The organism is Campylobacter sp. FU_497, assembly GCF_025772425.1.
Taxonomy (GTDB): Bacteria; Campylobacterota; Campylobacteria; order Campylobacterales; family Campylobacteraceae; genus Campylobacter_D; species Campylobacter_D lari_C.
This window is the reverse complement of sequence record NZ_JAKMSC010000015.1, coordinates 26,552-39,364: the sequence shown is the minus strand read 5'-3', so window position 1 is coordinate 39,364 and position 12,813 is coordinate 26,552. Positions and strand designations below refer to the sequence as shown.

The window sequence follows — 12,813 nt, the reverse complement described above, 5'->3', positions numbered from 1 at the left end:
TAAAAGCAGATTCTTTTCTCATTGAGCAAGTTATTATTAATCTCATTAGCAATGCACTAAAATACAGTCAAAAAGATATTTTTATTGAAGTTAAAAACCAAGAATTTACTATACAAGATCAAGGCATAGGCATAGAGGAAAAATACTTAAAATTAATCACAAAAAAATTTTATAAAATCAATACTAGCCAAAACAATTCTTTTGGACTAGGATTGTTTTTAGTTAAAAAAATACTCACTTTACACAAAAGTTCTTTAAAAATTCAATCTAACCCACAAAAAGGTAGTATTTTTTCTTTTAGTATTAGCTAATCACTCTCTTAAAAAACCATATTCATAAATTTTTGGTTCGATTTTTTTAGCTAAAACATTTAAAGCTAAATTCAAATCACTAAGTAAAATTTTATAATGCTCATCTTTTGCCTTGCTAGGCATGTTCATCTTGCCTTTTTCATCTCTACCTTGAAAAAATTCTTTTATATCATACAAAGAAGCATTTACTAAATATCCCGCCTTTTCTTTATGTGTGTGATAATACTTAAAAAGTTCTTTACCTGCTTTTAAAAGCTCTTTTGCTTCATTAGAAAATTCCACCTTGCCTAATGTATCATCAAACAAAACATCTTCATTTTTTATCTTGCCATTTATAAATTTATACATAAAATCACTCTTAAATGCTTCTTGAGTAATGCCTAATTCTTTCTCGCTAAAAGGTATGAAGTGATTTACACCTTCTTTTGCACTTATGCGATTTTGCCCATGAAAAAGCATAAAAGCTAAGCAATCACTTTGAAATTCTTTATCGTTTTGATATGCTTTGTTTGGGTATAAAAACTGATCCCTATCGTTTATCCAAGTAGCAGGTATAGCATGGCGTACTGAAAAATATATAGCTATATTAATTAAATTTATAGAAAATACCTGTAAATTAACATCTCCATTTCCAAATACCATTTCACTTGAACCTAAACAAATTCTATTATTATGTTGAAAATCATTAGCCTTTGCATTAAAAAATGCAATGATATTTTTATTATAATTTTTTACTTTACAAAATACATTTAACCACTCATTTATAAATAGAGTATTTTTATAAGAAAAAAAGAATTTCTTACCTAAAAAATTTCCATTTTCATTAAAAATATCGAGCCTTACCTTTTTAAGCTCATCTTTTTGACTCATATCCCATATCAAAAATCCTATAGGAAAATTTCCTTTTACATTATCGAAAGTATAAGCAGGACTTGCAAAACCTTTTAAAAATTTAGCCTTAAAAGTTTCTCTAAATTTTATAAAATTTGTAGAATTTATATACTTTAATTTAGAAAAACAAGCCAGTATAGCTCCATCAATCTCGCAATAAATTCTTATAAAAAACTGAGCAAAAAGCTCTCTACTAGATTTTCCAAGAATATCTTTATATTTATCATATATACGAGAATATTGCACACCTATTTTATTAGTTCCGTTATTTGACAAACCCACTTCTGCATAAGGTGGGTTTATAAAGATGATGAGTTTTTTGCGTTTGTTTTCATCTTTTAAAATTTCTTGTAAATTTGAAGGTAGTTTTGATTTATAAATAACATTGCCTTTATCATCTACTTTATCAAAAAATTCATCATTTAAAAAGTCAAATTGAAAAACATGATTTTCAAATAAATTTGCACCATTTTTTATACGCTCATGTATCACATCAACATCTGCTTTATCTATGGTAGAGCAAAAAATATTTTTTGCATTTGTGAAATTTGCTAGCAAATTTCCTGTCCCACCAGCACAGTCCCATATATAGTATTTCTCTTCATAGTCTTTGCCTAAAGCCTTTGATAAATACTCACAAGCTTTATCCACCCAAATTCTTGGAGTAAAAAACGCCCCCTTTCTTTCTCTAATGTCTTGATCTACAAGCAAATCCCTACGCTCTATCATATAATCCCAAAATTCCTCCAAAGGCGGACGCTCATAAATAGTCCAAAAATCTTTATGTGCTTTTTGATTGTCTTTAAAGCCCGTTTTTTCTGTAGCGATAGAGCCTAGATCTGTCTTTTTGGCATTAAATTCATAATGATCTTTATTTAAAATAGCAAAAAGCTTTTCTACTATGGTTTGATTTTCATTTGAAAGTAAATCAGCTAGGTAAAAGTCCGCATCGATAATGCCGTTTTTCTTGGCTAAATCCCAATCTATACTTATGCTTTCTTTTACGCTTTTGCTCCATTTATGATATATGCTTACAAAGTTGTTTTTGTCGATTTTAAATTTGCTTATATTTTCGTTTGTTAAATTTTCTTTTATGAAATTTTTTAATTCCTCATTATTTTTTTCATAATAAAAAATCAAAGCTTCGTTTAAAATTTCATCTAATTCTTTTAAAAGTTTTAAAAACTGCTCACTTGTGTGTTTGCTAGCTGCTACACCCCAAACCCTATCATTTTGATAAAAAATTTCTTGAATTTTATAATAAGGTAAAAATGCGATTTTTTCAGCATCAAATGCACCTATTAAAGCAGGTGTTTGCATGGTATGAAAACTTCCATTTTTTATAGTCATAATGAGTTGAACAAATGATTTTTTAATATCACTTATGCCTTGCTTAGCTTCAGCCCAAAACAAATTAATCTCGCCTAAGTCTTTATGCTTTTGTGTGACAATAAAATCAATACTAGAACCAACTACAGAAAATTTTGAAAAATACGCCTCACGCACTTTATTTTTTAAAGTTTCTTCATCTACTTTTAACCATTCTTGCATTTTTAACCTTTGATAATAAATAAACTTACAATTTTAAGCAAAATAAAATTATTTTTCAATTATTTTTTATTATCATGGATTAAAATATCTTATTTTATAAATCATTAATATAAAATTTAAAGGTTTTTTATGCAAAACAAAAATGATGTTTTCTTTTTCGGTGCAGGTTTTTCAAAATCACTAAATAATTCTTATCCTACTCTTGCTGAATTATCAAAATATTTCATAGAGCAAGGACATATTTATAATAATGAGAAAATTTATCAAGAAAATATAGAGCAACTATTGACTTATCTTATAGCACCATTACCCTTTAAAACAAAGGAAGAAATTTTAAGAGATGAAGCTTCTTATCTTGAAAAGATAAATATAATTAATTCTTTTTTTATTAATTTACACAATGTTAAAAGTATAGATATGAATAATGAAGACATTAAAATATTATCAAAATTTATCAATCAAAATAAAAATACCTGTATAACGCTAAATTATGATTTATTACTCGAACAAATATTATCTAAAAACACTCTTTATGAATGTTTTTATAAATTTCCAATTAATAGTTTATCATCAAGAGGAAGAGAACTCCATCATAGAGTATTTACTCCGTTAAAGGATGATCTGTTTAAACAACATACACCAGAAATTATAAAGTTACATGGTTCTATTAATTGGTATCACAATCGTTCTATTTCAAACAGTCAAATATATATTTATGATAATCAACATGCACCAGAATATTATTTAGATATGTTAAAAATAGATATGCATCCATTAATTATTCCACCTATACTTGATAAAACAAGCAACTATAACCATACAATTATGCAAGCTCTTTGGATGAAAGCATTTAATGCGATAATCAAAGCAAAGAATATTTATATTTATGGTTTTTCTTTTCCTTTAAGTGACTTGTCCATAGTTTATCTTTTTCAAAAAGCATTACAATTAAATAAAAATAATTACACAATATATGTAATAAATACAAATAGAAACTTAAGTAGTAAAAAGAAAAGATATATTGACATATTTGGATAAAATAAATGTAATTTTGAATTTTGTTGTGAAAATAATTTCAAAAAATTTATGAAATATTTATCTTGTTATATAAAAGAAGATCCAGATGATGAGATAGAAAAATTATTAAAAAGTTAAAATTAAATGATATTTTAAACTTTAAAATATATCATTATAAAATCCATTATTAAAAAAAGGAGAGAAAATGCTTTCAAAAGAAGTAGTAGCTTTATTAAATGAGCAAATTAATAAAGAAATGTATGCGGCAAATTTGTATTTGAGTATGAGTTCATGGTGCTATGAGCATAGTTTTGATGGTGCAGGGGCGTTTTTGTTCGAGCATGCAAGAGAAGAAAGTGATCATGCTAGAAAACTCATCACTTATTTGAATGAAACTGATTCTAAAGTAGAATTAAAAGAAGTTAAAAAACCTGATAGTGATTTTAAATCATTGCTTGATGTATTTGAAAAAACTTTTGAGCATGAGCAAAGTATCACTGCTTCTATTAATAATCTTGTAGATTTTATGCTTTCAAGTAAAGATTATTCTACTTTTAATTTTCTACAATGGTATGTAAGCGAACAACACGAAGAGGAAGCGCTTTTTAGAGGTATAGTAGATAAAATCAAACTCATAAGCGATAATGGCAATGGCTTATACATGGTAGATCAATACATCAAAAGTCTGACTAATAAATAATTTTTAGCTTCCATAAATTTGGAAGCTAAATATCTTTTAATTTAAAAGAATTCTTGCAAAATAAAAGTAAATTTGCTAAAATACTTTTTATTTAAAAGGATTTTTATGCAAATGAATGAAATTACTGATAAATTAAAATTTATACTCCAAAAAGAAGGAATAAAAAACGCCAAAGATTCTGATGTAGCTAAGATGCTAAATATCAATCCTGATACCTTTTATAGTATGAAATTTAGAAATTCCATACCTTATAAACAAATACTTCATTTTTTAAATGAGAGAAATATTAATATCAATGCGTTTTTTTATGAAGATTCCCTTGAGAGTAATACTCTAACGCATGATCTAAACTATAATGTTTTAAAATATTATGATGTTAATGCTTCTATGGGAGGTGGAGCTTTAAATGATAATGTGAGTTTTTCAGAAGTGATTATAGATGAAAAACTAAGTGATTTTTTTGGCTCAAAAGATTGTGATATCATCCCTTGTATAGGCGATAGTATGGAGCCTGAAATCAAAGATGATTCTTTGTGTTTAGTAGATAAAAGTAAAAGCTTTAAAGAAGGCGGAGTTTTTGCAGTAAATACTCGAGATGGTTTGTTTATCAAACAAATTTTTAAAAGTAATAAAGGCGGGGTTTATCTACACTCTTTTAATCTAAGTTATGCAGATGTACATTATCAAAATGGCGATTTTTTAATCGTGGGTAAGGTAGTGGGAACTATAAGTAGAATTTAGTATTTAGCAAATAACTTCTTTTTTTCTATTATGATAATTTTTATTATTTAAATTAACAAAAAATAAATATAAGTATATTTTTAAGTTAATTTTTATTAAAAAATAGTCACAATTATACTTTAATAGTTAATAGATAATAAATAAGAGTATTTTTATCTTTTAACAAAACACGCGAAAGGGAAGTTATGAAACACAAATTAGCTAAGGTTGCTACCTATGCCTGTTTAGCTTTAGGCATAAGTTTAAGTTCGCAAGCTTTTGCTTCTTCAGAGCCTAGAACCCTTGATGGTTATGTAGCCCAAGAAGATGCATTTTTTGACTATCTTTACAAACATCACCCTATTTTTAAATATGAAAAGGAAGGGCGTTTGGTGGGTAAATTTACCCATAGCGATAGAACTGAAAACTGGGTTTTAAATCAAAATGGAGCTAAATTTGCTGCTGAGCATGATTTAAAACAAGCTTCTATTACTTATCGCTTGCCTTATGAATCTTTTTTGGATTTTCCAAACAAATTTGTAGGCCCAAAAAAATGCGGTGAGTGTCACCCTGCTCAATATGCCTCTTGGGAGCGTTCTCGCCATGCAAAAACCGTGCGTTTCCCGCATGAAATGGAAGAAGTTGGCGGAGCTGAAGGTTTAAAAAAACCTATGTATAACTCTCAAGCTACTATTTTACCTGATGGAATTTATCCAAATGATGTTTATGCTCTCATTGGAACACCAAGAACAAAATATGGTTTTATAGATAGATGGCTTGTGCGCGGAACTTACCATGTTGAAGATGGAAATTTGAGTGATTTAAGTGGTAAATTAACCGCCGGAGGTAATCAATTCTCAAGACTTTGGAGTGAGTTTTTAACTCCTGAAATGGCACAAAAAATAGCTGCTTTTGCACCTGGTTTTCCTACTAAAATGGAAGATTTTGGAGGAAATGGCTCTCAAGTATGGGGAACAAACTCTTATGCTGCAACTTATAAAGAAAAAGCAGTTTTCCAACCTGCTACTGCATATTGCGAAACCTGCCATACTTTTAAATTTGATTTTAAGAGCAAGGAAGAATTTTACAAAGCACTGGGTAATCCAAAAGAACTTCAAAAACATACCATCTCAAAAGGTATTACTTGCGAAGAATGCCACGGGGCTGGAGCACATCTTTATGGAGCAAGAGGTGCGGGTATGCCATCAAATTGTGAAAGATGTCATCAAAGATTTTCATATAATGAAGCTGATGCTAAAATCAATCCTAGAAAACCTTTCAATGCGTATTTTAAATCAAGTTGTCCTGCGTGTGGAACAGAAGGTGCTCAAATGTATTCTTCAGCACACTATGATAAGGGTATGAGATGTAATACTTGTCATGATCCACATGAAGTAACTTTTAATGATTGGAAAAGTGGTTATACTAAAACAAAACTTAAAAAAACTTGCAAAGATTGTCATGAAACCCAAGCAAGCTTTTTCAAAAAAGGCGGAATTCACGCAAAAGATAGCTGTACAGCTTGTCACATGCCAAATATGATGAGTTGTGAAAACTTTGGAGCGGTTCAAAACCCTGATAAAGGTGGGTTTGATAATGTTAGAGCTTCACATATTTGGAATATCAAAGTAGATAAAACCGCAAAAACACTTAATCCACCAGAAGGCAAAGAAAGATCGCCTAAAGTTGGTGGTTGGACTATAGCTAGAGATGATGAAGGTAGATTTTTCCTTGATTTAATGTGGAGTTGTGGTAGAACTAGTTTTAGTGATATTAACCTAATGGGTCCTGGTGCAAGTGGTTGTCATAGTCCTGTGCAATCAACCTTACCTGAAAAACTTCACTTTAGCAATCAAGAAATGATTTATGATAAAGTAATGGAGTGGCAAAACCCCGTTAAAGAAGGCTATGAGAAAATTAGAAAAGGTATAGCAAGTATTGATAAAACTTTTGCTGAAAAAACCAAACTTTCAGTAGAGCAAAAATCAAAAGTACTAAGCCTAACAAATCAAGCTCAAGCCATAGCTGATAGACTAGAAAAAGATGGTTCTTGGGGTGTTCATGGGCCTGCTTATTCTAAGAAAATCATAGAAGAAGCTTTAATTTATATCCAAGAAGCACAAAATATCCTAAATGGTAAATAAAAACAAAGGAAGAATGAAAAATTCTTCCTTAAAATAAGGAGCTAGTCTTGAAAAATTTAATTACTCGACTTTTTATTGTGCTTTTTACTCTTTTTATGCCATCAGGGTTTATTTTTGCTGAGGCTAATGGAGAAATAGGCTCAATAGAAGGTGTAAAAAGCATTAGCTTAGCACAAGCTCAAGAAATGCTAGATCAAAATAATACTTATTTTTTTGATGTCAACTCAGAGCAAGATAGACAAGCTAATGGCTATATACCTAATTCCATATCAACCTATGTGGAAAATTGGCAAAATTTACTACCTAATGATAAAAATGCAAATTTAGTATTTTATGGTTTAAATCGTTTTAGATTTGAAGCTTCTCAAGCTGCTGCAGTTGCTATAGAACTTGGCTATAAGAACTCTGTTGTAATGCTTGATGGTATTGAATCATGGGTAACATCAGGTAGAAAAGTTGAAAAAATAGACACAGTTAAATGGGAAAAAGCTAAAGAAATTATCGAGTTTAAAGATACTATCCACTCAAGATTTAAATTTAGCAACACCCCATCTTGTCGTGATTGTCATGCTCAAAAAGGCAAAGGCATTAGAGCTGATATTGCAGCAAGTAAAAACCTAATCAATCAAAAATGTGCAACTTGCCATGAAAAAGCAAGCAATGCTTTGGCAAAAAGCGCTCATGGGGTGCAAGAGTTCTTACCTACTCAAGATACACAAAAGAAAAAAGAAAAACCATCTTGTGCGACTTGTCACTCTGTTCATATCACTCCAAAACATTCAGGAATTTATTCACAAAAACAATTAGTCGATCAAAAATGCGCACAATGCCATAAACAAAAAAGCACAACTTTTCATATGACTTTCCATGGTAAAGGTATGGTATTAAGTACGCCAGGTGAAACTCCAAGTGTTGCTACTTGTTCTGATTGTCATGGTAAACACAATATATTAAAATCAAGCGAAAGAAGCTCAACTCTCTCGCCGATTAACCGTGTTCAAACTTGCAAATCATGCCACCCAAATGCAAATGAAAATTTCGTAAATTGGATGGCGCATGCTGATCATAGCGATGGCGAAAAATATCCTGGATTACATGGTGCTTATATATTCATGACTATTTTAGTGATTTCTGTGTTTGTTTTCTTTGGAGCTCATACTATACTTTGGTGCTTGCGTTTAATTGCTATGCGTATAAAATATCCTAAAGAATGGAAAGAAGCAAGAAAGGCAGCACATGAAGATAAAGTAAGAGTAAGAAGATTTAGTACTTTCCATAGAATTCAGCATTTCTTTATGGCAGCTAGCTTTTTGGGTCTTGCGTTCTCAGGCTTACCGCAAAAATTCTATGATTCAGCGTGGGCTAAACCTATGATTGATTTAATGGGTGGAGATATCATTAACGCTGCAACCATACATCATATTTCAGCCGTGGTAATGTTTGCAGTATTTTTCTCTCACATTGGAGAAATCATCATTGTAAATTGGAAACGCCGTGATGTAGCAAGGGATCCAATAACTGGTAAAATAAGCTTTATGAAAGTTTTAAAAGCTACTTTTGGGCCTGATTCTTTAATGCCAAATTGGCAAGATTTTAAAGATATGAAAGATCATTTTAAATGGTTCTTTGGTTTTGGGCCAAGACCGCAATTTGACCGCTGGACTTATTGGGAAAAATTTGATTATCTAGCAGTATTTTGGGGTATGTTTATCATTGGTATTTCAGGGCTTATTTTATGGTTTCCTGCTTTCTTTGGTAAATTTTTACCAGGTGAAGCAATCAACTTAGCAACCCTACTTCACTCTGATGAAGCTTTACTTGCTACAGGATTTATTTTTGCAATTCACTTCTTTAATACGCATTTTAGAGCAGATCGCTTCCCTATGGATATGGTAATTTTTTCAGGAAGTATTAGTGAAGAAGAGATTAAACAAGAAAGAAGCGTATGGTATAAACGCTTAAAAGAAAGTGGAAAATTAAACACTTTATATGAAAATAAAAGTAATTTCAAAGCATATCAATGGCTAGCTAAACTTGCAGGATTTGCAATGCTAATCACTGGCTTAGTATTTTTATTTTTAATGCTTTATACTTTCTTTAACACTATCTTATAACCTTATTCGCTATAATAGCGAATAAGGACTTTTCCTAATTTTTTCAAGGATTTTAAATGTTTAAAACAATACTCTCACTTAGTTTTTTAAGTATTTTTTTTATAGCTTGTTCTAATGAAGAAAAACTTGATTCTAATTTAATCTCAAGCGGTACACAAATTTCTAAAGAAAATTTACAAAAAGCAAATGATTTAGATAAAAAATCTTATGAAGAAATAGCCCATTTATTTAAAGATAATACAAATATAAAAAGTGATGATAAAAACATTTTAATCATTTTCAGCGCAAATCACTGCCTTTATTGTGATAAATTAAAAGAAGAAATTAAAAATGATAAAAAAATACAAGAACTTATAAAAGACAAATACAGCTCTTATTATATAAATATAAGCTATAAAAAAATTCATACATTTTATAAAAACCATAAAAGTGACTTAAGCACAGCTGAACTTTCTAGTATTTATGATATAGTGGCCACCCCTACTATTGTAATTTTAAACAAAAACAGCCAAACTTTGCTAAATTATCCTGGTTTTATTAGCGCAAAAAGATTAAGCGCTACAATGGAGTTTTTAAACCAAAAAGAAAATCAAAATTTAGACGAAGCAACCATAGCACAAAAACTTATACATTTTTATAAAGAAAATAATATTTAAGGGTTAAAAATGCAGTATTTTTTTTCTTTTGCAATGAGTTTTTTGCTAATGAGTATATACGCCATAGCTTGTGCTGTAGCAACTTTTATAGAAAATGATTTTGGTATTAGTGCAGCTAAAGCTTTGATTTATAATAATGCTTGGTTTGATATGTTGCATTTATTACTAGGTTTAAATTTAATCGGAGTGATATTTTATAATAAGCTTTTTCAAAAGAAAAAATACTCTATCTTGCTTTTACATTTATCTTTTATAGTGATTTTAATCGGTGCTGGACTTACTAGATATTTTGGCTTAGAAGGTGGAATGCATATAAGAGAAAATCAAAACTCTAACACCATAGTCACTAGAGAAGAATTTATAAAAATTACTGATTTTGATACTAATGCTAGTTTTGAATTTCCTATTAGCTTTACCTCACTAACTCAAAAGCATTTTGAAAAAACTATTGACTTAAATGGTGAAAAATTAATCATAAGCTCTATCAAATACACTCCACAAAAAGACTCTATCACACCTGCTAGCTTAAAATTAAATATTAATTATCAAAAAGCAAATACGCAAATAATTTTAAATCCAAATTTTACAAACAAACAAGCAGTGCATTTTAACTTACAGGGAAAAAATTTTACTATCAATTGGGGACCAAGAGAAATTAAGCTTCCTTTTGCATTACACTTAAAAGATTTTATACTAGAGCGTTATTTAGGTTCTATGAGTCCATCTTCTTACACTTCCAAAATTCAAATCATGGATGAGCAAAATAATATTAACTTAGATTATGATATTTTTATGAATAATGTTCTTGATTATGGTGGATATAGATTTTTTCAAAGCTCTTATGATCAAGATGAGCAAGGCACTATACTTTCAGTTAATAAAGATCCTGGTAAAATCCCTACTTATATAGGTTATACTTTATTGATTTTAGGATTTTTATGGGTTTTATTTGATAAAAACTCAAGATTTCATCGTTTAAGCATTTATTTAAAAAAAGGTCAAAGTTTTGTATTGTTTATTTTGCTTTTTGCAAATTTACAAACTCCACTTTTTGCACAAGAAGATAAAAATGAAATTTTAAATTTAATCTCGAATTTGCAAAAGAATTCCTATGAACATTCTTTAAATTTTGCAAGATTACTTGTGCAAGATCATAATGGTAGAATCAAACCTTTAGATACTTTGGCAATGGAATTTGTTTATAAAATCACTCAAAAAGAAAAATTTTTAAATCTTCACTATGATCAAATTTTTCTAGCTATGATGATTTATCCTAAAGAATTTAGAAAAATCAAAATGATAGCTACAAAAACAAGCAAGCTAAGAGAATTAATAGGCACAGATATAAATGAAAAATACATAGCATTTGATGATGTGTTTGATAATGGGATATATAAGCTTAGCAATTATGTAGAGGAAGCTAACCGCAAAAAGCCCTCGCTAAGAACTAACTTTGATAAAGATTTGCTAGCTTTAGATGAAAAAATAAATCATGCATATTATATTTATAGCGGTCAAGCTTTAACTATTTTTCCTGATATTAATGAGCAAAGTTTAAAATGGTACTCACCGGTACAAATTTTACCTTTTGCAAAAGAAGATGTAGAGCGTTTGCAAATGCTTTTAGTTAGCTATTTTTTACAAGTTCGCAATGGTATTGAAAATAATCAATGGCAAGATGCAAATGAAATTTTACAATCTTTAAAAGACTTTCAAAATCATTATGGAAGCAATGTTTTACCACCAAAAGAAAGATTAGATCTTGAAATACTACTTAATCACCATAACATCTTTGATAATCTAACTTTTGTTTATATTAGCTTTGCATTAGTGTTTTTCTTTTTAAGTTTTTATACTATATTAAAAAATATTACTTTATCTGCCTTTGTATATAGATTTTTTTACATCATTTTAAGCATATGTGTAATCATACATGCACTAGCTTTAAGCATTCGTTGGTATGTAGGTGGGCACGCTCCTTGGAGCAATGCTTATGAAAGTATGATTTACATAGCTTTTGCTTGTGCGATAAGTGCTGTGATATTTTTTAGAAAATCACTCTTAGCCTTATGTGCTGCGAGCTTTTTAGCAGGTATTTCACTTTTTGTAGCTCATCTTGGCTTTATGGATCCTCAAATTGGAAATTTAGTACCTGTTTTAAAATCATATTGGCTTAATATTCATGTTTCAATTATAACAGCAAGCTATGGATTTTTAGCACTTTGTTTTATTGTAGGGATTTTAAGTTTAATTCTTTTTACTTTAAGGGGTAAAAATAAAAACATAGATTTAAACATCACTAAACTACACTGCGTTAATGAAATGTCTATGATAATAGGACTTGCAATGCTTACGATAGGAAATTTTTTAGGTGGAGTTTGGGCCAATGAAAGCTGGGGAAGATATTGGGGTTGGGATCCAAAAGAAACTTGGGCTTTGATTTCTATTGTAGTTTATACCATGGTATTACACTTAAGATTTATTTTCAAAACTTATTTTATTTTTGTTTTTGCAAGTGCTAGTGTTTTAGCCTTTTATAGTATATTAATGACTTATTTTGGAGTAAATTTTTACCTTTCTGGGCTTCATTCTTATGCAAATGGCGATGCTTTTCCTGTACCAACTTTTGTGTATGTTTTGATTGTACTTAATTTTGTTTTAATTATTAGCGCAGGAAGAAAACGAGATTTAAATACGCCTAGTTTTTAA

The 12,813-nt window shown here is 29.5% G+C and carries 9 protein-coding genes; 8 read left to right on the top strand and 1 reads right to left on the bottom strand.

What is annotated here, in order from left to right:
• Positions 1–311: ATP-binding protein (locus tag L8W68_RS06565; RefSeq protein ID WP_263675478.1), on the top strand; the 311-nt coding region annotated here is incomplete at its 5' end.
• On the opposite strand, the gene L8W68_RS06560 is transcribed toward L8W68_RS06565, so the two are convergent.
• Complete coding sequence (locus L8W68_RS06560) at positions 312–2,753, bottom strand: hypothetical protein (protein ID WP_263675477.1); 2,442 nt, start codon at positions 2,751–2,753, stop codon at positions 312–314.
• Between the two features lie 129 nt (positions 2,754–2,882).
• Between L8W68_RS06560 and L8W68_RS06555 the strand changes: the two genes are divergently transcribed.
• The 7 genes from L8W68_RS06555 to ccsA all read left to right on the top strand — a co-directional run bounded on the left by L8W68_RS06555 (position 2,883) and on the right by ccsA (position 12,813).
• Positions 2,883–3,791: an SIR2 family protein gene (locus tag L8W68_RS06555; protein WP_263675476.1), complete on the top strand. Its 909-nt coding sequence runs from the start codon at positions 2,883–2,885 to the stop codon at positions 3,789–3,791.
• Positions 3,792–3,975: 184 nt separating this feature from the next.
• A complete protein-coding gene (ftnA, locus tag L8W68_RS06550) occupies positions 3,976–4,470 on the top strand; it encodes a non-heme ferritin (protein WP_220566403.1) in 495 nt (164 codons plus the stop codon).
• 105 nt (positions 4,471–4,575) lie between these two features.
• Positions 4,576–5,211, top strand: coding sequence for a helix-turn-helix transcriptional regulator (locus L8W68_RS06545; protein ID WP_220566402.1), 636 nt, complete (start codon positions 4,576–4,578; stop codon positions 5,209–5,211).
• A gap of 185 nt (positions 5,212–5,396) precedes the next feature.
• Positions 5,397–7,334, top strand: coding sequence for a cytochrome c family protein (locus tag L8W68_RS06540; protein ID WP_263675475.1), 1,938 nt, complete (start codon positions 5,397–5,399; stop codon positions 7,332–7,334).
• A gap of 95 nt (positions 7,335–7,429) precedes the next feature.
• Positions 7,430–9,448, top strand: coding sequence for a rhodanese-like domain-containing protein (locus tag L8W68_RS06535; protein ID WP_412175557.1), 2,019 nt, complete (start codon positions 7,430–7,432; stop codon positions 9,446–9,448).
• A 56-nt stretch (positions 9,449–9,504) separates the two neighbouring features.
• A complete protein-coding gene (locus L8W68_RS06530) occupies positions 9,505–10,104 on the top strand; it encodes a SoxW family protein (protein WP_263675473.1) in 600 nt (199 codons plus the stop codon).
• A 9-nt stretch (positions 10,105–10,113) separates the two neighbouring features.
• Complete coding sequence (ccsA, locus tag L8W68_RS06525) at positions 10,114–12,813, top strand: cytochrome c biogenesis protein (RefSeq protein ID WP_263675472.1); 2,700 nt, start codon at positions 10,114–10,116, stop codon at positions 12,811–12,813.

Excerpts from the sequence above, each read along its gene's own strand:
- L8W68_RS06530 (WP_263675473.1), top strand. The coding sequence starts at position 9,505 with ATGTTTAAAACAATACTCTCACTTAGTTTTTTAAGTATTTTTTTTATA.
- ccsA (WP_263675472.1), top strand. The coding sequence starts at position 10,114 with ATGCAGTATTTTTTTTCTTTTGCAATGAGTTTTTTGCTAATGAGTATA.
- L8W68_RS06560 (WP_263675477.1), bottom strand. The coding sequence starts at position 2,753 with ATGCAAGAATGGTTAAAAGTAGATGAAGAAACTTTAAAAAATAAAGTG.
- L8W68_RS06535 (WP_412175557.1), top strand. The coding sequence starts at position 7,430 with ATGCCATCAGGGTTTATTTTTGCTGAGGCTAATGGAGAAATAGGCTCA.
- L8W68_RS06545 (WP_220566402.1), top strand. The coding sequence starts at position 4,576 with ATGCAAATGAATGAAATTACTGATAAATTAAAATTTATACTCCAAAAA.
- L8W68_RS06555 (WP_263675476.1), top strand. The coding sequence starts at position 2,883 with ATGCAAAACAAAAATGATGTTTTCTTTTTCGGTGCAGGTTTTTCAAAA.
- L8W68_RS06540 (WP_263675475.1), top strand. The coding sequence starts at position 5,397 with ATGAAACACAAATTAGCTAAGGTTGCTACCTATGCCTGTTTAGCTTTA.
- ftnA (WP_220566403.1), top strand. The coding sequence starts at position 3,976 with ATGCTTTCAAAAGAAGTAGTAGCTTTATTAAATGAGCAAATTAATAAA.